This window comes from Acinetobacter sp. RW6 (assembly GCF_041956835.1).
GTDB classification, from domain to species: Bacteria; Pseudomonadota; Gammaproteobacteria; order Pseudomonadales; family Moraxellaceae; genus Acinetobacter; species Acinetobacter calcoaceticus.
Genome location: NZ_CP167121.1, coordinates 1,725,097 through 1,746,176, shown reverse-complemented (window position 1 = coordinate 1,746,176; position 21,080 = coordinate 1,725,097). Strand labels below are relative to the sequence as shown.

25 protein-coding genes and 1 tRNA gene are annotated in these 21,080 nt (G+C 36.6%); 17 read left to right on the top strand and 9 right to left on the bottom strand.

What is annotated here, in order from left to right; all coding sequences use genetic code 11:
* The first annotated feature begins 13 nt into the window (after positions 1 to 13).
* On the top strand, positions 14 to 157 hold the full coding sequence (locus ACB088_RS08210; protein ID WP_375038594.1) for a hypothetical protein: 144 nt from the start codon (positions 14 to 16) through the stop codon (positions 155 to 157).
* 7 nt (positions 158 to 164) lie between these two features.
* Positions 165 to 2,189 (top strand): hypothetical protein, encoded by a 2,025-nt coding sequence (locus tag ACB088_RS08205; RefSeq protein ID WP_375038593.1) that lies wholly within the window; start codon positions 165 to 167, stop codon positions 2,187 to 2,189.
* Here ACB088_RS08205 and ACB088_RS08200 read toward each other — a convergent pair.
* Both ACB088_RS08200 and ACB088_RS08195 read right to left on the bottom strand, forming a co-directional pair.
* A complete protein-coding gene (locus tag ACB088_RS08200; protein ID WP_375038592.1) occupies positions 2,186 to 2,542 on the bottom strand; it encodes a lysozyme inhibitor LprI family protein in 357 nt (118 codons plus the stop codon). The genes ACB088_RS08205 and ACB088_RS08200 overlap by 4 nt on opposite strands.
* A gap of 43 nt (positions 2,543 to 2,585) precedes the next feature.
* Positions 2,586 to 2,936: a lysozyme inhibitor LprI family protein gene (locus tag ACB088_RS08195; RefSeq protein WP_375038591.1), complete on the bottom strand. Its 351-nt coding sequence runs from the start codon at positions 2,934 to 2,936 to the stop codon at positions 2,586 to 2,588.
* 58 nt (positions 2,937 to 2,994) lie between these two features.
* Here ACB088_RS08195 and ACB088_RS08190 point away from each other — a divergent pair, with 58 nt between their 5' ends.
* The 14 genes from ACB088_RS08190 to ACB088_RS08125 all read left to right on the top strand — a co-directional run bounded on the left by ACB088_RS08190 (position 2,995) and on the right by ACB088_RS08125 (position 13,174).
* Positions 2,995 to 3,384 carry a hypothetical protein gene (locus ACB088_RS08190; protein ID WP_375038590.1) on the top strand — a complete coding sequence of 130 codons (390 nt, stop codon included), beginning with the start codon at positions 2,995 to 2,997 and terminating at the stop codon, positions 3,382 to 3,384.
* A 110-nt stretch (positions 3,385 to 3,494) separates the two neighbouring features.
* Entirely contained in the window at positions 3,495 to 4,103 is a 609-nt protein-coding gene (locus tag ACB088_RS08185) for a hypothetical protein (protein WP_375038589.1), read from the top strand.
* Positions 4,096 to 4,473 (top strand): HEPN domain-containing protein, encoded by a 378-nt coding sequence (locus ACB088_RS08180; protein ID WP_375038588.1) that lies wholly within the window; start codon positions 4,096 to 4,098, stop codon positions 4,471 to 4,473. Before ACB088_RS08185 ends, ACB088_RS08180 begins: the two co-directional genes overlap by 8 nt.
* 58 nt (positions 4,474 to 4,531) lie before the next feature.
* Positions 4,532 to 5,125, top strand: coding sequence for a phage baseplate protein (locus ACB088_RS08175; RefSeq protein ID WP_375038587.1), 594 nt, complete (start codon positions 4,532 to 4,534; stop codon positions 5,123 to 5,125).
* Position 5,126: 1 nt separating this feature from the next.
* On the top strand, positions 5,127 to 5,420 hold the full coding sequence (locus ACB088_RS08170) for a hypothetical protein (RefSeq protein WP_375038586.1): 294 nt from the start codon (positions 5,127 to 5,129) through the stop codon (positions 5,418 to 5,420).
* Positions 5,420 to 6,379: a hypothetical protein gene (locus tag ACB088_RS08165; protein WP_375038585.1), complete on the top strand. Its 960-nt coding sequence runs from the start codon at positions 5,420 to 5,422 to the stop codon at positions 6,377 to 6,379. The genes ACB088_RS08170 and ACB088_RS08165 overlap by 1 nt, the downstream gene beginning before the upstream one ends.
* A gap of 2 nt (positions 6,380 to 6,381) precedes the next feature.
* On the top strand, positions 6,382 to 7,044 hold the full coding sequence (locus ACB088_RS08160) for a Gp138 family membrane-puncturing spike protein (protein ID WP_375038584.1): 663 nt from the start codon (positions 6,382 to 6,384) through the stop codon (positions 7,042 to 7,044).
* A 34-nt stretch (positions 7,045 to 7,078) separates the two neighbouring features.
* Complete coding sequence (locus ACB088_RS08155) at positions 7,079 to 7,432, top strand: hypothetical protein (protein WP_375038583.1); 354 nt, start codon at positions 7,079 to 7,081, stop codon at positions 7,430 to 7,432.
* A gap of 2 nt (positions 7,433 to 7,434) precedes the next feature.
* Entirely contained in the window at positions 7,435 to 8,619 is a 1,185-nt protein-coding gene (locus tag ACB088_RS08150; protein ID WP_375038582.1) for a baseplate J/gp47 family protein, read from the top strand.
* Positions 8,619 to 9,209: a DUF2612 domain-containing protein gene (locus ACB088_RS08145; protein WP_375038581.1), complete on the top strand. Its 591-nt coding sequence runs from the start codon at positions 8,619 to 8,621 to the stop codon at positions 9,207 to 9,209. The genes ACB088_RS08150 and ACB088_RS08145 overlap by 1 nt, the downstream gene beginning before the upstream one ends.
* Positions 9,202 to 9,855, top strand: a complete 654-nt coding sequence (locus ACB088_RS08140; RefSeq protein ID WP_375038580.1) for a phage tail protein — start codon at positions 9,202 to 9,204, stop codon at positions 9,853 to 9,855. The genes ACB088_RS08145 and ACB088_RS08140 overlap by 8 nt, the downstream gene beginning before the upstream one ends.
* 55 nt (positions 9,856 to 9,910) lie before the next feature.
* Positions 9,911 to 12,121 (top strand): GDSL-type esterase/lipase family protein, encoded by a 2,211-nt coding sequence (locus ACB088_RS08135; protein WP_375038579.1) that lies wholly within the window; start codon positions 9,911 to 9,913, stop codon positions 12,119 to 12,121.
* Positions 12,122 to 12,199: 78 nt separating this feature from the next.
* A complete protein-coding gene (locus ACB088_RS08130; RefSeq protein WP_375038578.1) occupies positions 12,200 to 12,589 on the top strand; it encodes a hypothetical protein in 390 nt (129 codons plus the stop codon).
* 42 nt (positions 12,590 to 12,631) lie between these two features.
* Positions 12,632 to 13,174 (top strand): glycoside hydrolase family 108 protein, encoded by a 543-nt coding sequence (locus ACB088_RS08125; RefSeq protein ID WP_375038577.1) that lies wholly within the window; start codon positions 12,632 to 12,634, stop codon positions 13,172 to 13,174.
* Positions 13,175 to 13,337: 163 nt separating this feature from the next.
* On the opposite strand, the gene ACB088_RS08120 is transcribed toward ACB088_RS08125, so the two are convergent.
* The 6 genes from ACB088_RS08120 to ACB088_RS08095 form a co-directional block, all read right to left on the bottom strand.
* The gene (locus ACB088_RS08120) at positions 13,338 to 14,126 is read right to left on the bottom strand and encodes a hypothetical protein (RefSeq protein WP_375038576.1); all 789 of its coding nucleotides are present in this window, start codon (positions 14,124 to 14,126) and stop codon (positions 13,338 to 13,340) included.
* Positions 14,127 to 14,157: 31 nt separating this feature from the next.
* Positions 14,158 to 15,456, bottom strand: coding sequence for a DUF4113 domain-containing protein (locus ACB088_RS08115; RefSeq protein ID WP_375038575.1), 1,299 nt, complete (start codon positions 15,454 to 15,456; stop codon positions 14,158 to 14,160).
* Positions 15,453 to 15,953, bottom strand: coding sequence for a LexA family protein (locus ACB088_RS08110; RefSeq protein ID WP_375038573.1), 501 nt, complete (start codon positions 15,951 to 15,953; stop codon positions 15,453 to 15,455). Before ACB088_RS08110 ends, ACB088_RS08115 begins: the two co-directional genes overlap by 4 nt.
* Before the next feature lie 141 nt (positions 15,954 to 16,094).
* A complete protein-coding gene (locus ACB088_RS08105; RefSeq protein ID WP_375038572.1) occupies positions 16,095 to 16,730 on the bottom strand; it encodes an SOS response-associated peptidase family protein in 636 nt (211 codons plus the stop codon).
* 255 nt (positions 16,731 to 16,985) lie between these two features.
* Positions 16,986 to 17,062 (bottom strand) — tRNA-Ile (locus ACB088_RS08100).
* Between the two features lie 1,016 nt (positions 17,063 to 18,078).
* Positions 18,079 to 18,963, bottom strand: a complete 885-nt coding sequence (locus tag ACB088_RS08095; protein ID WP_375038571.1) for a LysR family transcriptional regulator — start codon at positions 18,961 to 18,963, stop codon at positions 18,079 to 18,081.
* Positions 18,964 to 19,052: 89 nt separating this feature from the next.
* Here ACB088_RS08095 and ACB088_RS08090 point away from each other — a divergent pair, with 89 nt between their 5' ends.
* A complete protein-coding gene (locus ACB088_RS08090) occupies positions 19,053 to 19,490 on the top strand; it encodes a PACE efflux transporter (RefSeq protein ID WP_375038570.1) in 438 nt (145 codons plus the stop codon).
* Positions 19,491 to 19,550: 60 nt separating this feature from the next.
* On the opposite strand, the gene ACB088_RS08085 is transcribed toward ACB088_RS08090, so the two are convergent.
* Positions 19,551 to 20,966: a cytosine permease gene (locus ACB088_RS08085; RefSeq protein ID WP_199990646.1), complete on the bottom strand. Its 1,416-nt coding sequence runs from the start codon at positions 20,964 to 20,966 to the stop codon at positions 19,551 to 19,553.
* Positions 20,967 to 21,080: the final 114 nt, after the last annotated feature.

Below are 21,080 nucleotides of genomic sequence, written 5' to 3'. Positions count from 1 at the left end.
GCTTTTACGGCCTGTGATTCGTGGTCTTTGTCGTTATGAGTCACTAAAAGATGGAACTCTAGACCTTACTGATATTGCATTAATGAATGATGCATTAGATGTGCAGGCCGATAACCAGCTTTTACTTGAGCAATTTAACGACCAGAAAAAAAGTTGAGACGAACATGAGTGATACAGTTATTCGTGACTTCTTTGTGTCCTTGGGTTTTTCTACGGACAACGAAGGCGCTAGAAAAATGGGTGATGCCCTCAAAGGGGTAGACCTCAAAGCAGCATTACTGCATAAAACTTTATTGCTTTTGGCAACTGGTGCAGTTGTGGCCGTAGCTAAGACAGCAAGTGAGCTAGATAAGCTGTATTACTCATCTCAACGTATTGGTGCCTCTGCTTCAAATATCCGTGCGTATGGTGATGCAATTTCTCAAATGGGCGGTAATTCGCAAAATGCATTACAGTCGCTTGAGAACGTAGCCCAAAAGATGCGTAACTCACCCGGTTATGAGGGAATGTTAACGGGTATGGGTGTTGCTACTCGTGACGGTAACGGTCAATTGCGTGACCGTGTGGAAGTTATGAAAGACCTTTCTAAAACTATGAAAGGTATGGATTACTACCAAGCTAATGCTTACGCCAGTTCATTAGGTATTGATGAAAACACCCTTATGGCCATGCGTGATGATAAGTTTATCGGCAACATGGAGAAATACCAAAAGTTACGGCAAGACGTTGGTTTAACCGATGAGCTTACAAAGTCTGGTACAGATTTCATGGTCCAGTTCCGTGACATCACCATGACGACCAAAGCCATTACAGAAGTTGTGGTAATGACAGCGGGTCAAGTGCTTATACCAGTGCTTAAGATGATCAATAACTTCTTGCGGAGTGCTATTTCTTGGTTCGCTGAACTAGATCCACGGATTAAATCAATTCTGGCCACTGGGTTAAAGTTTGCTTTGCTCGCCGTGATCTTTGGCGGCTTCATTGGCACAATCGCTAAATTGGCCTCAGTACTGCCAATGTTGAAAGGGCTGCTTTTCCTGATCAAGTCGTTACGCTTAGCCTTCTTAGCTTCCCCGATCGGTATTGTATTAGCGCTTGCCGCTGCTATTGCTGCATTGTGGGATGACTACCAAACTTGGAAAAATGGCGGTGAAAGTCTTATTGATTGGTCTAAATGGAAAGGTGGTATAGAAACAGCGATTGCCCGCATTAAAGAATTGGCGGAGTTAATCAAAAACCTAAAAGACAAAACTGTAGAGTTTGTTACCAAGGCAATTGATGATCCAGCAGGTACAGCAAAAGAAACAGTTGCAGCAGTTACTGAAGCTGCTAAAACTGGTGCAGCTGCCGTGGTTAGTGCGACTAAGTCAACAGTAAGTACCATTAAAAACAGTGTCGCTAAAAGTTATGGCTTTAGCTTCGGTAAAGATGTAGATCGCCATATCCATGAGGCTGCAACAAAGTATGGACTAGATGAAAAGGTTTTGCGCGGCTTTGTTAAAATGGAGGATGGTTGGACAGGTAAAATGTCACCTACGGGAGCAATTGGCACAGGACAATTTATTCAATCAACTTGGGATAGTTTGGCAAAAACCACCGAAGGTAAAGAAATTGGAATGACCAAAATTGGCAAAAGGTTTCGTACAAAAAATGATCCTAGATTTGACAAGCATGTTAATACTTTGGCTACGGGTCTTCTTGCTAAGCAAAATGCAGACATATTGACTAAAAATGGGTTACCAATAACAGGTGAGAACCTATATATGCTCCATAATATTGGGCCTGGTGTTATACCAGTACTGAAAGGGTCAAATAAGATTTCAGCAAAAACTCTTAAAGCGATGCGTCAAAATGGTATGAAGAAAGGTATGTCACCAAGCCAGTTTGTTAAGTACCAAAAGGGTAGGTTTAACAAACAATTCAATGTGGCAAATGCGGGGGAAAAGATTATTAATAGTGGTGATACTAAAATAAATAATTTCGGTCCACCAAAAGGTAATCCAGATAAAACCCAAATCAACAATTCATCAAGTACATCTGCTAGATCTGTAGTGATACACCAAACATATAAAACTGATATGGTTCTTAATGGAGTTAGAGAGCCAATGGAATCTGCTAATGCTGTTAAAAAACAGCAAGAAAATACAATGATTCTTATGGCTCATAACACTAAAAGCCTTTTCGGCTAATTACTTTCAATATCATTTTGCAATTGTTTAGCTCGTTCATTATTTAAATTAACAATGCAATTTGAATGATTGTTTCTTTCACCATGATAGTTGCTGTATGTGTCACAGTAACTATTACGGTAAGTAATCCAATCCTTTTGAGATTTACTGAGTTCTTTTAAAACCGTTGGGTTGTAGCTTAACTGTTCTTTAGAAATTTCATTTAATTTCTTAAGATTAGAACTAACTTTTGCATAAGACTCATCTTCATAACATTTTGCGACATCAGTAGGGTCATTAAAATAAACTTCACAGTTTGCTAGAACACCCATACTAATTGTTGAAGTGAAAATTAGTGAAAGAAGTATTTTCATTGATTAAATCCAAGATTAATAAATTTGTTAAACGGTTTATTTCTTATTGGTTAAACAGTTCTTTTAAGAATGCAATGCGTTGTTTATAAAGAATAGATTGGCAAGTTAAATCATATTCAACTGTTGCAGGGCTTCCTTGGGTATCTGCAACAACAAAATCACCGCATTGTTTTTCTTTAAAAGTTAACCATTGTTTTTGTGCATTATCTAACTCTTCTTTTGCTGTAGTTGTTTCATAAGCTTTTTTATAAGTTGCATTAAGTTGTGTTTTTAACGTTTTAACCTCTTGATTTAAGCACTTTTGAGCATCAAATGCTGTTTTGGACTTTGAGCAATCAGCAAAAGTACTCATACTAAAAAATGTAGTTAATGTTATTAAAAGCAATCTTTTCATGTATATAATCTGATTTTTAAAAGTTAATAAATCTTAAATAAGAAACGGATTACTTTCCATGAAAATTATTACTTGTTTACTAAGCTCTCTTCTAATTTCAGCCGCTGCATATGCACATGAAAATCCTGATCGTGTTGGGAAGTGCTTTGTTGTGGATGGTAAGAACATTACTAAAGGATGTATTGTTTCATCTGGTGGTGGTGCGGGAGGGATGTATACACTTCTTACAATTGGTGAGAAAGAATACTTAATTGAAGAGTCAACAATGAATCCTGATAGTGAAGAAAGATCTATATCTATGGGTGGTGACTCAGATGAGCTATTGGAAGCTAAAGAGTACTACCGTGATAAGAAGACTAAGAAAGAGCTCAAGGGATATAAAGAAGATGCTTGGCTTTGTTATAAGCAAGTGAGTGGCAAGATGGATGCTTGTTATAGAACTCGTTGAAAATATAATTAAATAATTTCAGATACTTATGTGTTTTTTTGTAAAGTTGATTAAAAATGAATTATTATTTCGTATTATTTGCAATTTATGAAAATTTTTAGGAGAGAGGTATGGCAGAGAATAATTTTATTGCTGATCCACTCAGATTTGTTGAAGGTTTCGATATCAGAAAGCTAAATGAATCTATTAAGAAAGTTACTCAACAATTAGTGCTAAAACATCAGAAAGAAAAAAATGCACTTCGAGGTGAATTTATATTTCCATGGATAGAAGATTATGTGATTACTTCGGAAATTGAAGAAAATCTTTTAAACAATCTATCAAAAACTCAAAGTAATGTTCATAAAATAGCTGATCGTTATAAAGCTCAAATCTTTCACGATCAATTTAAGAGTAAATTTATAGTTAATGAACTAACAAATGAAAAAGTTATACCTTTTTTACTTAACAAAATTATTTCGAAATTAATTCATGAGCATACTGAGAAAGACTATAAAAAGTATAGTTTTGAGTCAGAAGGTCTAAATTCATTTTTTTATTTTAATCCTGATTTCACAATTGAGGAAGTTATGATTATTAATGATAAAATCAATGAAAAACTAATCGAATTAACAGATATCTTTGAAATGGATGATTTATTAAAATTCTCTTTTGTTGTTACAGCTGAAGATTTAAGTGATAAAGAAACATTTGTAACTTATGGAATGCCTTGTGGATAGTATTGAATTTTTAAATTTTTCAAAAAAAATTATGTCAACAAACCCTATTGGGGAAATAGATTATAGACAAGTAGTTGGTCGCAGTTATTATTGTGCATTCCATCAAGTTAAAGATAAAGTTATAAAATTAGGAGTTCCTGTTGATGCTTATAGAGGACCTACTCATACTTCTTTAGTAACTACTTTAAGAGAATTTCCTACTTCTAATAAACAATTAAAAGGATTAGCTTTTAAAATTAATGACTTTCATTCTCGAAGAGTGATTGCTGACTATAAATTAGATAAACAAGTTAGTGAAGTCATGGCGAATGAAGCAATAAAGACTTGTGAGGGAATTCTGAATGATATAAGTAAAATAACTTCACTTTAAAATTTTAACTACTTAATAAGCCGCTTTGTAGCGGTTTTTTTAATGCCCGGAGAAAAGCATGGCTATCACTGAAACAGTAGGGTCGCTCTTGTTAGGTGGCCATCGTTCGATAATGGGTTTATTTGCTGATGTGGTGATTGAAGAAAACCATTCTGATGAACTCGTTATTACAGAGCATCCAGTAGAAAAAGGTTCGCCGATTTCTGACCACTGCTATAAAGCACCGCCTGAAGTCACTATGAAAATTGGATGGTCCGAAAGTGCTGGAAGGATGAATGGTCTTATTGGTAATACGTTTATTGGGTCTGATTTGTCTCTACTAGGGATTTACCAAGGTTTGCAGGCCTTACAAGGACAGCGACTCGTTATCTCAACTGGTAAACGACTCTATACAGACATGTTGATTAAGTCATTAAAGAATGTCACAGATGAAACTTCTGAAAATGCACTAATGATCGATATTGTGTTTAAGAAAGTTTTTATTGTTTCCACTAAAGAAACGCTCGTTTCAATCGCTGATCAAAAGAATCCAGAAATTACATCAGGTGTATTTGATTCAGGATCTAAACAACCCAAACAAGTTGAAGCTTCTATGCTCTCTCAAATCACAGGATTAGGGCAGGTTGGCGGCGCTTATACGGTAGGGCTTTAATATGGCTTTATATGAAATCCCTTTACTCGACCGTAATCAGAAGTTTTTTATCAAACTGAACAAGATGAATTACCAGCTCAAACTAGTTTATCGCAAACGATGGTACCTTGATATTTATCAAACTAATGCTGAACCAATTGCCTTGGGCATTCCACTAGTTTCAGGCATTGATATTTTAAATCCGTTTAGTCATGTGATTAACGGTTCTATGTACGTTCAAAACTTAAATGAAGATGAGAGCCAATCATTTAATGATTTGGGTACCAACTTAAAACTTTTTTGGCAGGATCCATAATGAGTGAACAATGGAAGCGTAATTGCCGGCTAACCGTTCAACTTAAATATGGTGAGCCTGAGGCATTAGATTTATCAGAAATGCGGATTGTTTTCCGTATTAATCAACCTACAGCTGAAACCCCAAAAGCGGCTGAGTTTTATATCTATAACTTATCAGTTGATACAATGAATCGGCTTGCCGGTGAGAATAACTCCAATGTCGGTGCCATGGTGACTTTTGAGGCTGGTTACGGTGATGAGTTGGCCACAATTTTTAAAGGTTCAACTTTTCAATATCGTCGTGGACGTGAAAGCCCGACAGATACCTTTTTATGCATTCTGGCTCAGTCAGGTGATAAAGCTAAAAACTATGCATTAGTTAATAAAACTATCGCAGCCGGTACTTCAGTTGATCAGGTCAAGAATGAACTTGCAAAAGAATACCAAGCCAAAGGCATAGAAACTGGCGAACTTCCTGAACTTAGCGATCAAAAATATGTTCGTGGCAAAGTGATGTTCGGTTCACTAGATGATCAGATCCGCCAGTTTTGCAAAGATACAAACACTGAGTACTTCATTGACGATGAATATTTATTCATGGTGGGTATCAGTAGCTACTTACTTGATTCAGTTTTTGAAATGGATGCCAATTCGGGAATGATTGGAATGCCTCAGCTCACTACAGAAGGGCTAATGGTGAATTGCTTGCTCAATCCTCAATTACGGCGTGGTGGGCGTATCCATGTGGATACAACAAGCATCCAAACTCAGGCATTTGATATCGATTACCAGACACAAGGCCAAGACCAGGCACAGAAAGATCTTAAAACAGCTGGTGGTATTAATGGTATTTACATCATAAAAGCGGTTGAGCATTACGGGGATACTCGCGGTGATGACTGGTATACAAGCCTTGTTGCAGTCGGTCAGGGTGCAGTTGTTCCTAAATCTGGTATCACTATTTTGGCGGTGGATTAATTATGGCTTTAAGTAATAACGAAAGATCGCCTCATTTGCTCAATACGATCAATGACGCGATTAAATCAGCATTGGCAGTGTTATGGACCAATCTACCTTGTATTGTTGAAGAATATGACAGTGACAAGCAAACAGTATCAGTTACATCTGCAATCAAAATTCCAGTAATGCTGGAAGATGGTTCTATGAAGCATGAGGAAATCACCAAAATTCCCGATGTACCTGTATGTTGGCCTAAAGCTGGCGGCTTTGCTCTTACATTTCCAATTAAACCGGGTGATGAGTGTTTAGTGCATTTTTCATCTCGATGCATTGATTTGTGGTGGCAAAACGGTGGTATCCAGCCACCTTTTGAAAATCGTAAACATGATCTATCTGATGGCTTCGCTACCTTTGCGCCGCAATCTCAACTCAAGCGTTTAAAGAATGTGGCAACAGATGCAGCAGAATTAAGAAATGATGCAGGCACTGCCAAGATCCGGATTAATGATGCTGGTGAGTTGGAGTTTTTTGGTACCAAGGCCTCTTTTAATTGTCCGGTTGAAATGAAAGAGGGGTTAGGTGTCTTAGGGGCATTAAAAAATAATGATGTTGATGTTGGATCTGGTCATGCCCATACGAAAGTACAATCGGGCAATGGTGATTCTGGTCCACCAAAACCATAAATAAATGAGGGGTCGCTGAAAGGCGGCTTTTTTTATGCGCTATAGAAAGCTAGATGATGATGGGGATTACAGTTTTGGCCAAGGTCAAAATAATTTCCATATAAATACACCTGAGGGTGTAGCGCAGGCGGTAATGACACGCCTTAAGTTTTGGGTAGCTGAGTGGTTTGCTGATACATCAGATGGCACAGGCTGGAACACAGACGTTCTGGGTAAATATACCGATCATCTCTTTGAGCTCATGATTCGCCAGCGAATTTTAGAAACTCAAGGCGTTTTAAGCGTTGATTCATTTGATAGTCAATTTGATGGTGAAACACGGAAGTTATCCATTCAATCATCCATTACCACAATTTACGGCTCAGCCATTTTACAAGGGGATATTTAAATATGGCATTAACTAGCATAGCCCCGGTAATCAACCAATATGGCGTTACGGCTTCAACATATAGTGAAATTGTTGAACATCTTAAAGAAAAATACCGTGAGATTTATGGTCAAGATGTTTACTTAGAAAATGATAGTCAGGATGGGCAATGGATAGGAGTAATTGCGCGTGTAGTTGCTGACTGTAATGCCGTAGTTTTTGATTCTTACAACTCAATGTCGCCAAATACTGCTGATACTGATGCGCTATCAAGAAACGTAAAAATCAACGGTATTCGCCGTGCGGTGGCAACAAAATCAAGTGTCTCGGTTGTGTTGGTGGGTGTTGCCGGTACTATTATTAATAACGGTATTGTGAGTGATCAAAATAACAATCGTTGGTTATTGCCGGCACAAATCATTATTCCTTCTGAAGGGGAGATAGTAACGGTCGCTACTGCCGAAAAGGCTGGTTCAATTCTGGCTTTACCGAATTCAATTACCACAATTTCTACACCTACACGTGGCTGGCAATCGGTGAATAATCCTCAGGCTTCTACTTTGGGAGCACCAGTTGAAAGCAACACTAAATTACGGCAACGCCAATCACTATCAACTGCTATTCCTTCACGTTCCTATACTGAGGGAATTTTAGGGGCATTGTTCAGTTTAGATGGCGTTAGCCGTTGTAAGGTGTACGAAAATAAAAAGTCTTTCGAGGATCCGCTAGGTCTGCCACCAAATTCTTTAACAGTTGTTGTGGCTGGTGGTGATGATCAATTGATTGCTGAAACCATTCGAGTGAAGAAAGCACCTGGTTGTGATCTTTACGGAAATACAACGGTTATTCGTCCTACGGTCTATGGTGATCCAGTTTCTATTGAATACTGGCGACCTATTCAGAAATCAATTGGTATGCGCTTTGAATTAACCACGAACTCAGATTACACGGTTGATATTGGCGAGCAAATTAAAAGCGCTTCAGCTGATTACATTAACCAGCTCGATATTGGTGACCGCATTAGTATCAATAAACTTTATGTGCCAGCAGGCTTATATGGCGCACTTGATGCCCGCTCGTATGAAATTGAAAGTCTTCAGTTGACTGTAGATGGTGTGCCGGTTGAAGGTGATTACACCTTAGGTTTTAACGCCGTTGCATATTGTGACTCTGACAATATTGAGATCAGTATTGCAGGGGGTGGCTAATGCAAACTGAAGATTATCTAAATCTGATCATTAATCAGCATCGATCAAAGCCAAATTTTTATAACACGGTCAGAGTATCGATTGAGCCGATTATCGATTGTATAAACGTGCTGAAAAGCATGAATGGAAAGTTTGATTTAGATACCGCCACAGGTGATCAATTAAGAATTATTGCTGAGTGGGTGGGCGCTCCACTGGTCGTACCTAACATTGTGCCTCTACCTTTTTTTGGCTTTGATGGGCAACCAGAGTCTTTAACATTTGGTGAAACTGATAATCCTGATGTTGGCGGCTTTTGGCGCGAATCAGGCGTTAGTAGTTATCGTGGCCAAAGTATCCCACCTCAAAAATTACCCGCAGTTGTGAAGGCAAAAATTCTGCTCAATAACTGTGACTGTACTCTCGATGAAGCATTTGAAATCTGCAAGTTATTAACTGATGTGCCTTTTAAGTTAAAGGACAACAGAGATATGACAGTTACCTTTGAGTTTCTTGCTGATTTTCAACCAATAGATAAAGAGCTCGTCCGTCTGTTATTTCCTTTACCAGGTGGAGTTGAGCTAATTTTTTCGGATGAAGTAGATGGATAAGTTAGAAGAATTTAGCCTGAATGGGCAAAAAAACACCGAAGGGTTAACTTTATTGAGCGGCTTCCCATCAAATCTAAAACCAGCTCGTCAGTGGTTTAACTGGTTGTTCAATTCACTAACCAAAAAAATCAATGAGATTATTGAGGAATCCCATGCAGCAATAGGCTTGGTAAGCATATGTCCATTTGAAGATATTCCTACAAGCCATTTAGAGTGCGACGGAAAAATATATAACATATCTGAATACCCTAAATTAGCAGTAAAGCTGGGTAATAAGTATGGTGGGGATGGGGTGTTAACTTTTGGTGTTCCAGATTATAGAGCAGAGTTTCTTAGAGGTTGGGACCACGGAAAAGGTATTGATTTATCGAGAACACTTGGTAGTCAACAAGAAGATGCTATTCGCAATATTGAAGGGAGTATGAGAGCTGGGAGTACCCCTGATGGTAATACGCAATTTATTGATCTTTTGGAAGCTACTGGTGCATTTGAGGTTATTGAAGGTAATAAGGCATTTACGGGTGACGATGCTGGCGGTACAGGACAAGCTTGGGGAGTTAGTTTTGATGCATCAAAAGTAGTCAATACTGCAGATGAAAATAGACCAAGAAACGTTTCAGTAATTTATGTGATCAGAGCGAAATAGATATTAAGTAAACAATACTCGCGAAAGCGGGTTTTTTATTGCCTGGAGAAAAATCATGGCGACAAACTGGAATGCGGTTTTAGCAAATATTAATAATGCCTCCGATATCCTAGCCATTCTTCGGAAGGTTTTAGGCCTTTTAGATAGTAAAGTTGATTTAACTCGTATTGATGAAATTATCGCTGATATCGAAAGTATGCAGATTAGTGTTGATACTGCATTATCAGATGTTAACTCTGCCTTATCTGAGTTTGATACTGAAGCACAAGAGGCAATAAAGCAGGTTATTGCAGCTGGCTTAATGGAAGGGTTCGCAACAGAAGCTGAATTGCTTGCAACCAGGCCAACTGAGCCAAAAAAATATGCAAAGGCTGAGGATACTGATGTTATTTGGTTTTGGAATAAGCCAGAAGGCTCTTTAGATGGTGATTATTGGACAAGCACAGGTTTAAGCGAATATAACAGGGCAATTAATTATGTAAATGACAACCCACTTTTTAAGCCAGTTATTCTTACAACTGAAGACTTAAACGATATCAAAATCGATATTTTAGGTATTGCAAGAACCGGCACGCCAACTTTAGCTAAAAACTACCCCACGACGAAACCCGGTTATTTTAATGCAAAGCATATTGTGACTGGCTCAACTGGGACATTAATTCCTCAAACATATACAACTTTTGATGGCGAGTTATGGATTCGTGGTACAGATTCCAATGGTGCTGTTTATCAGACGTGGTGGCAATTTGCTACAAAGGCTGATGCTAACAAAGATCCAGTGATGCTGCCAAACGATAGTGACGTAAACACTATTAATAAGAGTGGACCATATATTGTTTATTCACTGCCTAGTACGCCAACAACTTCAACGAATTTGCCGACCGCTGATGAACAATACATCATTTCCCATTTTGAAGCGCCAGCTAATGTTAAGCGGCAGATAGCATATGCACGCGGTTCAAATAGTGTGTACGTACGTTGGCACTGGGGTTCGTTCGGGTGGAGCGCGTGGGATAAGGTAGCTTTAACATCTGAGTTAAATGCCATCAAAGCTGAGTTAATTGCACTAATTGACAGCAAGACTAATCTAGTTACTCTATTTAAACTAAGCCTGATTGATAAGTTAAATGGCTTTAACTCTGTAAGAATAAAGCCAGTTGGCGATTCAAGAACTTGGGGATTAGGAGCTAGTAATCAGTCGCCAGCAGAAACTACTGAAAATCCAAGAACTGGTCATTTAACAGATCTACGTAATACTACGGATCCCTTGTCTCCAACTTGGGCAAATCTCTTTAGAAAGTTTTTAGCATACGCTTTTGGTGACAGAACTATTACCGAGGATGCACCGGGTTCTGCATATGCAAAACGTAAGCGTAATATTAGCTTTAAACAAGAGATCAAGAAGTTTTCATTTAAAAATGCGGCGGGGGCTACAGTAAGTGAAGCAACTGCGGTGCAGGTCATTGCATCAAATGATACTGCTAGAAATGGCGAAGTGATGAATTTACTAGGTCTGAACTTTGTATCTAGCCGTCAGAATGAATTCACATTCGATATCATTTCTGACAATGTTTCAGTTGTCTATAAAAAGTGGTCTGTTGGAGATGTGAACGATAACATCGAAGTTTTTGTCGATGGCGTATCAAAAGGCACATTCAATTACTTCTCTGAAACTGAATCATATGAGAATGTGTTTAGTGTCACCTTTCCATACGGGAAACATACTATTCGAGTAAAAAACAAAGCTACAAATTCTAGTTCATATGCTCATATTCAATGTTGCCGTACTGATCAGAAAATATGGTTAATTAATGAGGGTATTATCGGCTCAAGCACTAAAACTTGGCTTGATCGTAACTTATTTGAAGGCACTATTAATCAATATGATGACTTTGTTTTGATGATGTTGGGAACTAATGACCGAGGTACTGTCGGTGGTGAATCAGGTTTCAAGACACGGCTAAATTTATGTATTGATAAGATAAATACTCTTTCAAGCAATAATGCAAAAGTTCTCTTAATAAGTGATGGTCATGTAACTGATAAAGATGAAGCTATAGACACTCGTCGTTTCAATATGCAAGAAGGCGATGCAATCATATCATCCGTAGCCAAGGCCCGCCTATTACCGCATATCAGCCAGCTAAAATACACGACTCAAGCAAAGATTGATGGTGTGAGCATTTGGAGTGATGACCTTCATTATAACGATGCCGGTAACAAGCTGTTATATGAGAACTTAAGAAAGCAATTATTCGATAGTTAAGCAAAAAACTAAATACCACAAGCCTTACCTTCTTATAAGTTAGGGCTTTTTTATTGTCTAAATTTTCTGGAGAAATAAATGGAACCAGTTTCAACAAGCGGTTTATCAGCACTATTAAAATTTTATGGGGCAGCAATTATGGTGACTTTAGCGGTCGCTTTAGTTGCAGCAGTTGTATTAATGACACGTATGCCGAGGTCGCCGCAAGAATGGGCCGTAGGCTTGATTTGTACAGTTGTATCAAGCTTAGCTGGCGGCTCTTTTATTATTGTGAAATGGGGCCTTCATGAATGGGTTACGGATGTATGGGGGATGACTGCACTTGGTGGGTTCTTCTTTGTATGTGGATTACCTGGTTGGGCTTTGGTCCGGTGGATCTTTAATTTCATCGATAAACAGGAAGGTAAAACGATCGTTGAAGTGATCAAAGAATTTAAAAAAGCCAGAAAAGACATTGAAAACAGTTAATGCCGCCTTCGGGCGGTTTTTTATTACTTGAGGAACAGTGAAATGAACATCGAACAATATCTTGAAGAGTTGATTAAACGAGAAGGCGGTTATGTAAATAATCTAGCGGATCGAGGAGGCGCAACGAAGTACGGAATTACAGAAGCAGTAGCACGTACAAACGGTTTTAAAGGCAACATGCGAGATTTACAGCTTGATGTGGCCAAAGCGATTTATCGCAAAAACTATTGGACGGCTCCACGTTTTGACCAAGTGAATACAATCAGCTCACCAGTGGCCGAAGAACTTTTAGATACAGGTGTGAACTGTGGTACCGGATTTACAAAACCTCTTTTACAACGGGCTTTGAACTTGCTTAACAACCAAGGTAAAGCAGGTTGGCCAGATCTCACTGTAGATGGAATTTATGGGCCAGCTACTTTAAATGCGCTTAAAACCTATTTAGCTAAACGTGGTAAAGACGGCGAAAAAGTTCTGGTGCGTGTACTCAACATCATGCAAGGCCAGCGTTATATTGAAATCTGTGAGCACAATCCCACGCAAGAGCAGTTCTTTTATGGTTGGATTGCTAATCGAATTTCATGATGAAAGTTTTGTTGTGGTTTGCATCTTTTTATCAGAATGCAAACCACAGAAGATTAATAATAATTTGAGTATTAGATTTTTCTATTGAAAATCTGAGTAAAAATTAAATAGATGTTTATTACAATCTATTAACTCATTAATTAATGTTATATTTTAAAAAGAATTACATACAAATCTCTACTTGGATTAAGTTGTATAAAATTTTATTTGCCATATTGTCAGTTACTAAAGGTTCGCAAGGGTCTTCATAATTAAATAGACTTGGTTGAGAATTTCTTGAAACAGATATAGGTATTAAGTATTTATAATCATAAAGTATTTTATGGTTTCTCTCACCTGTACTACATAAAATAAATGCTACCTTTCCTAATTGTAGATAAAATTTGAATCTTAAGGATTTTTCAGATTGAAAATAGCTTAATGAATTGTAGGGTTGATACAAGCTAAAAATATTAGCTTTCCAGTGGTCTAAGTGAGACATACAAAAATTTTCTTCTGTAAGTAAATCAGTTGCATATAAATCTATATTTTCAGGAAAATATTTTTTTCTGAAAAAATCACGATGTAAAAAAGTTTTATCTTCTGAAAAATTTTTAAGACTAGTTGCAATAAAATTAAGATATACTTTATAAATCAATATTTTTAAGGAAGTTATATTTTTTTCATTTATATCTTTATAAGACAAATTATCTTCTATGAAATGTGTCAAAAAATCTTTACACAAATTATCTATGTCATGTAACCAACCATTATTACAACTTGAGCAAACTTTATAGGTTAAAGTATTTGGTACAGGTTGTGTTATTTTTACATTATCTAGATCTTTTGAAATAAAATTAAACTGTAACTGTTGTTTCTTAATTCCTAATTTATTGATGATCCATTGTGGAATTACATGTTCATTCGTTTTGTTATAGCTGCTAATCTCTATTCCACAATAAATACATTTCACTTTTTTGCTCCAAGTTTTTTATTAAAATAAATTAATTCTTAACTATTAACAACTCATCCCACCTAAACGGATTTCTACTAAGTTTATCTCTCGACATCGACCAAGTTCGCCCGGGCACATAACATGGACCAACACCGAGCTTTTTCTTTCCAAATTTGTTGTGCACATTATCAAGTGTTTTCATTAATAATTCTTTTTTCTCAATCTGTTCAAAGTCAGTTAATAGATCATATGTATGACCAGCCTTAGGTTCTAAGCCTGTTAATATGACACCACACTTTTTATACTTAATCCCTTCCTTGTAAATCTCAGCCACTAGTCTTGTTGCTGCTCTTGCAAAATCAATAGCGCAATCTGTAGGTTCTGAAAATGAGCCTGTAATAGATTTATTGTAAAACGGCACATTCGGATCAAATGGATTTGACTGTATAAAAGCAATCATACATCCGCATAAAAGTTCTTCATCCCTCAATCGCTTACAGGCATCTTGAGCATACATTGAGATAGCTTCTTTTAAATCCGTTAACTCAGTTACGCGACCACCAAAAGACCGGCTTGCAACTATTTGCTTTTTTGAGGGAGGGGTGTGCTCGATATCAATGCATGAGATGCCTTGTAATTCGTAAATGGTTCTTGCCATCACAATTGAAAACTTCTTTTGCATCTCACGCGGCTCAGCACAAGCAAGATCTAAAACTGTGTAAATACCCATAGATTGCAATTTTTTAGAGTGCTTACGGCCAACACCCCAAACTTCAGACACTTCAATGTTTCCGAAGTAATATTCTTTATTGCAAGGATCCATTCCGACCAGATCGCATACACTGTTAAAACCCGCATTCTTTTTAGCTATATGGTTAGCTATCTTCGATTCTGTCTTACTTCTACCAATACCAACGCAAACCGGTAATCCTAGCCACTTCCAAATTTGTTGGCGCATCTCTTGGCCAACCTTCTCTAAATCAAAGTTCTTCTCATAAGCTGTGAAATCAACAAAGCACTCATCAATCGAATAAGGTTCAACTTCTTCTGCGGTTACGTACGAGCTCAGAATCTTATGAAAACGTCTCGACATTTCTGCATACATTGCATAGTTGCTTGATAGCACTAAGACATTATGTTGCTGAACAATGTCTTTAATTTGAAAAAGTGGCACACCCATTTTTATATTTAAGGATTTCGACTCATTGCTACGCGCCACGGCGCACCCGTCATTATTGCTGAGAACAATCACAGGTTTGTTGTTCAAACTTGGATCAAAGACTCTCTCACATGAGACGTACATGTTATTCACATCGATGAGAAAAAAGACTTTGTTCTCATGTTTCATGATTTTTTTCTTGTATTTTTTAGAATGTAAGTAACAACACCCCAGATTAATAATTCTTGCCCGTCCTTGAGATGTATATCTTCATATTCTGGATTTTCGGCCTTAAGCCAGTGCTCATCTCCATCAATCATTAAACGTTTAACAGTGAAATCATTATCTATAAGAGCAACAACAATATCGTTGTGTTTAGCATCAAGACTACGATCAACAATCAACTCGTCATCAATATCAATGCCTGCGTTAAGCATCGAAAGTGATGCCACTCTGACAATAAATGTTGCTTCTTCATTTTTAATTAAGTGCTCATTCATGTCGAGTGATCGATCAATGTAATCTTGAGCTGGCGAAGGAAAGCCAGCAGATACCTTTTCAATAGCTAATGGTATTGATATATGCGTCGAAGGAGTAACTAATTTTATTGAGACAACATCAGTCAAAGCATTACCTAGCTTGAGGTGTGGCTTAATTTCAATAATAAAAGGTTCGATAGTGCTCATAGTTACTCCTTGATTTTGTTACATAATCAAGATGATATGCTAGAGTACAGTTAAAATTCAAATTTAAAAAACTGTGGATAAATAATGACTAGTCATTACTTGTCGCATTGATCGATGCATTTGGTCGGAAAATCAACAGCGCTAATTTGCACTTTTTTTTGGTTTTGGGAAGTAGTCAGCAGTAAATTCACCTAGGGGCATTTCAAAGAAAAATTGATCAGCATCTTCTTTTTTACAGTTCAACCAATCTTCTCGATACTCTTCTGGAATAACAATAATTGACCTTTTCTCATCTTCAGGCTTATGGAATTGGCTCATGAAAGGGTGGTTATCTGCATTTATAGTCAACATCGACATTGACCTAATTTGCTGTCCGTCAATTATTGTAGATTCATAAATGGCAGCCACAGTGAAGGGCATGCCATCATCACGATAAATTCCCCAACGTTCTGCTTTCCCGTCCACATATTTTGGTTCATAAATCTTTTCTACAGGTATTAACGCAAATTGGCTTTTAGCCCATGCATGTCGAAAGCTAGGTTTTTTATCTACAGTCTCAGTTCTAGCGTTATAAGTATATTTAGAAAACTTTAAATCATGTTGCCAAGGTGGGATCATTCCAAACTTAACTGATCGCCATTCAATGTGATTATCATTAGAAAAAATAAGAGGGCAGTCATAGCCAGGGTAAACGTCCAACTTATAATCAAAAGTTGGTTCGAGTAAATCTAGCAGGTGCACCCGATATTTTGATATTGGTTCATAGTTTGCGCACATATTTTTAACCTTTATTATTATTTCTATTAAATCTATTTTACTAATTATGTTCGTTTGACAAAGTTTAAAATCTTTGAGGTTTTGTTGTCTATTAGATATGAATAAATTGGGGAAAAATAAGATAGATTGTATTTGGCTAAAAATTACACTTTTCAAATAAAATTAAGAAATCGAAAAGATGCTTACATATTGCTTACATGAGAATAGGCATTAAAAAACCACTTAGGATTAATGCACCTAAGTGGTTGTTTTATATGGTGGGCCCACCGTGACTTGAACACGGGACCAACGGATTATGAGTCCGCTGCTCTAACCAACTGAGCTATAGGCCCTATAAGTAAGAAAAGCTTTTAATCTCAAGGCTTTTCAGTGCGTGCAATACTAATCAATTTTTTAATTAAACACAAGTAATTTTCTAAAGTAGGCACATAGTAGACCCAAAAATATTGTGTTGTTTTGGTTAAATATTACAAGCGATAGTGATTCTAGCGTATGACTACTTCGTGAGTAAAGTGAACTAAGTTATTTATCGATCAATTAGAACTTATTTCAGCCAGCAACTTATAGTGGTAGAGGTTTAATTGTCATTTCGATTCGAATTATTAATTCTTTTAAAATATATATTGTTTGAAAAACAACCAATCTGTGGGAGGTTATTTGAATAATACTAACAAGATTAAGTTAGATAAGTTTACCGAAAAATAGTAGAGCACAAGCTGATTTGTGCATGTATGTATCGCATGCAATTTATAAATTTAGGATTAATTATTTTTAGAAACTATAAAGGACTTTTCCTTCAATTTTTGGAAGTTTGGATATAATCGAAAAATTACTCATAAATATTGAGAGTCAGAGTATTTAAAATAAATAATCTAATATATAGCATGAATAAAGCTTTAAAGATGAAAAACGAAAAAATATGAATAAAAATGTGCTTATTTTAAAATTAAGCGCTTTATCTCATTTTATTCAAAACATAGAACTTTTAAGTGGAAAAGAAAGAAATTTTTATCATTGAAATTTCTTTCTTTTTCTAATGTGTTTTCTATATGAAACTTAAAGTGTGACTGCTTTCACATGGAATACAAATGATTGTATTTTATTGATTTTATTCTTGACTAAAATGCTAGGTTTTAATAAAGTATAAATGTATTTTTCCAAAATAAAAAACTATTGCTTAGTCCTGAAATACAGTAAGAAGCCTGCTTTTTAAGTAGGCTTCTTGCTTTCTATAATATTGACGGAAATAGGAGCTGAACAATAAGGTAAATTTTTAAAGCAACCATATTTAATTTGAAGTAAAACTATAAAAAGAGATCAGATGTACTCGGAACTAAAGTATAAGAAATTATAAATTTTCTTGAATAATTTGGATGAGTTCTCGAGCCGCTTTAGATAATGGGCGGTCTTGAAGCCAAATTAAATAAATAGATAGAGGTAAATGATTTTTGGTATTTTTAAAATCTAAAAGAACTAAATAACCTTGATCGATTTTTTCTTGTACTAATGATAAAGGGAAATTACCCCAACCGAGTCCTGCTTCAACCATATTAATTGCTGTTTGTAGACTATTCGTTTTCCAGTACATTGCACCAATAATTGAACGAGAATCTGTCATTTCATGGTCACTACTCGCTACTACAATTTGCCTAATATTGATTAACTCTTCAATAGAAAACTGCTTTGTTTTTTCTTGTAGAAGACTATGACTCGACGAAATAGTAGCAACTACTGTTTCAGTCATTACCAATTGCAGATTTTCACGCATTTTTATATTTAGGTCTGACCCCGCTAAGCAAAGACTAATTTCTTCCGTATAAAGTAAATTGACGATGTCATCTTGAGGGGCAGTAATAACTTCTATATTAAGTAATGGGAATTTATCGGCTAATTTTTTTATTGAATAGAATAATAATTTGGTATTTACATCAGAGACAACACCAATACGTAATTTACTTTCAAGACCTAAAGAAAGTTCATGAGCATGAGTACTAAATAGCCTAAGCTGTTCAGAAATAATACGAGCCTGTGGTTCTAAAGCTAATGCTGTAGGGGTTGGAATGACCTTACGATGGGTTCGTTCAAATAAGATATAACCTAATTCGGCTTCCAAATTAGCAATGGCCATACTGACTGCTGAGGGGACCCGATTTAGTTTACGAGCAGCCGCAGAGAAAGATCCCGTATCTAGTACGGTGATGAAGAGTTCAATATTTTCACTGTTAAAATTCATTTTGATATCAGTCAAACTGAAAGCTATTAACTTTATATATGATTTTAACTGAAATTAAAATATAAAGAATTAAGCAGAGTTCATTGATTATGCAAGGTGTAAAGCGTCGAATCGTATATGTTTCTTCTTATGAAGTGATCGGAATGATTATTTCATCAGTAGGGTTAGCTATTTTGGCCGGTGATAGTGTGGAGCATACAGGGCCTCTATCTGTCATGATTACGACCATCGCTGTAACTTGGAATTTTATTTACAATGTTTTATATGAGAAGTGGGAGGCTAGGCAAAGCAGTAATATCCGTACAGTCAAACGTAGGGTTGGGCATGCAATTGGTTTTCAGCTTACCTTGGTTTTATTTTTGATTCCTCTTATTGCATGGTGGATGGATATTTCTCTGATTGCTGCTTTTTGGTTAGATGTAGCCTTTATTATCATTATTCCCATCTACACTTTTATCTTTAATTGGAGCTTTGATAAATTATTTGGGCTACCTATTTCAGCACAGGGTAAAGCATTACCAGAATAGCCCGCAAATGATATTAGTAAGCTATCAAGGTATCCGACTTTGATAGCTTATTGAGTTGTACTATTTGGTTTGATCAATGACGAATTGCTTTGAAAATTTTAGTTGAGCTTTTTTTGCGAAAATATAATAAATCAGTGCTGTAGATATAAGACCTACAAGCCAAGATAAATCAATCCCTCCTAACATTGCAGCAATTTGCCCCGTATAGAATTTGCTATCAATAAATGGCAGTTGAATCAAAATACCTAAAAAGTAGCAAGCAATACCGATTCGATTCCAACGACCATACTTGCCATTTGGATCATAGAGTGCATCTACATCACATTCTTCTTTAGAGATAAAGTAGTAATCAACCAGATTAATTGCGCTCCATGGAATAAAAAAAGTAAGTAAAAACAAAATAAATGCTTTAAAAGCACTTAAGAAAGTGTGCTCGCCAATAATTGCTATAAAGGTCGAGATCACAACCATAGCAAGGACAATGAGCAATCTTGTTATTTTTGAGATTTGATTTGTCGATTTGAAACTGTTCCAAACCGTAGCAACACACATAAAACTACCATAAGCATTTAAGGTCGTCAGAGTAACTTTGCCAAAAGCAATACTAAAATATAAGAAGGTAACAACTAAGGCGATGGGGTTCATTCCAACCACATATTGAACCTCATTTCCAACAAAATTCCCGTTTGCAACCTGAGCAATCAAAACTCCTAAGGTCATGGAAATCTGTGAACCTAATAAAGAACCTAAGCCAACGGCCCAGAAAACGCGAGATGAAGACGTTTTAGTTGGAAGATAACGAGAGTAGTCTGCAACATAAGGTCCAAAAGAGATTTGCCAAGAAGCAGAAAGTGAAACTGCTAACAAAAATGAAGACCAACTGAAATGACGTACTGCTAAGAGTTCTGAGAAATCAGAAAGAGCTAAAATTTGAGTCAGAATAATAACAAAAGCAATCAAGCCAATAATACTGGCTACTTTGCCTACAACATGAATTAAACGATATCCAATCGTTGCAAATAAGATAATAAAGCAAGCATAAATTAAGATGCCAGTTGTATTGCTGACATGTGCTAGATGTGCAATTGCTTTACCTGCGAGTACCTCACCAGTTGCAGTAAACCCCAGATACATCAGACAGACGAGTATGATTGGGATACACGCACCATATACCCCAAATTGGACACGACTTGAAATCATTTGTGGAAGGCCAAGTTTTGGACCTTGAGCAGCGTGTAGAGCCATGACAGCAGCACCAAAACACTGTCCCAAAAATAAACCAATAATCGACCAAAAAACATCACCACCTAATACAACTGCTAGTGCACCCGTCACAATAGCCGTGATTTGTAAATTGGCACCAAACCAGAGGGTGAATTGGGCAAACACTCCGCCATGTCTTTCATTCTCTGGAATAAAATCAATGCTTCGGTTTTCAATAAAACTGTTATTTGGTTTCTCAGCCGATGAGTCCATTACACTCTCCTTGTCCTTTAAGAGTCCACTCTATTTTTATTAAGTCCGCATTTGTACAAACAAATACAAACATGTATATACAAGTAATTTTAAAAAGAATCAAATACTTTTTGA